The sequence below is a fragment of the Vibrio sp. 704 genome, assembly GCF_033339295.1.
On record NZ_JAWOUH010000218.1, the window covers coordinates 1 to 883 of the forward strand.

Here is an 883-nt window from a genome sequence, read left to right on the forward strand (position 1 = left end):
ACGCTCTGGTTCGATGAAGCCCTGCTCAATCACTTCGCCATTAAGAGAAATGGTGTATTGGTTCGGTTTTAGGCTTAGGTTATCGCGAATGCGAACTTCGGGTAGAAGAAAACCTACCTGTTCTGAGAGGTTACGACGTACACCACGAATACGTTGCGAAAGTGGCGCACCTTGATCCTTATTTACCAAGTGAACAAGACGGTAACCAAGCGCAAGAGACAGTGTGTGCACGTGTGGGATGTCGTCCCATGTGAGTGGTGTGTCTTCCTCTTGCATTGCTTGAGAAAGTGCTTCCACCTGTTCGATTTGCGTATCTTGAACTGGTTTCTTACTTTGTCTCCAACCTGCAAACCCTAATGCGCCAGCAAATGCAAAGAATGCAAGGTGCGGCATACCCGGAACCATACCAATGACGGCCATGATCCCTGCAACCGTAAACAAGGTCGCTGGAGTTGCGAGCAACTGTTTCTGCATGGTTTCTGACATGCCGTTGTCGCTGTCATTGATGCGAGTCACAATGATTGCAGCTGCGGTTGCCAGTAATAGCGATGGAATTTGTGCTACCAAGCCATCACCGATGGTTAGCAGTGCATAAGTTTTGAATGCTTCAGACGCTGGTAAGCCGTGTTCGAAAACACCGATGCTGATACCACCGATGATGTTGATGAATAGAATCAACAGACCTGCGACCGCATCACCGCGAACAAATTTCGACGCACCGTCCATTGAACCGTGGAAGTCGGCTTCGTTCGCAACTTCTTTACGGCGCAGACGAGCGGTTTCTTGATCGATCAAACCGGCGTTTAAGTCCGCATCGATCGCCATTTGTTTGCCCGGTAGGGCATCCAATGTAAAACGCGCGGAGACTTCTGAAATACGTTCA

1 protein-coding gene is annotated in these 883 nt (G+C 49.3%); it reads right to left on the reverse strand.

All coding sequences use genetic code 11. The annotated features are described in order from the left end of the window. On the reverse strand, window positions 1-883 hold an 883-nt coding region (locus R7R24_RS25560; RefSeq protein ID WP_318119908.1), incomplete at both ends, for a flagellar biosynthesis protein FlhA.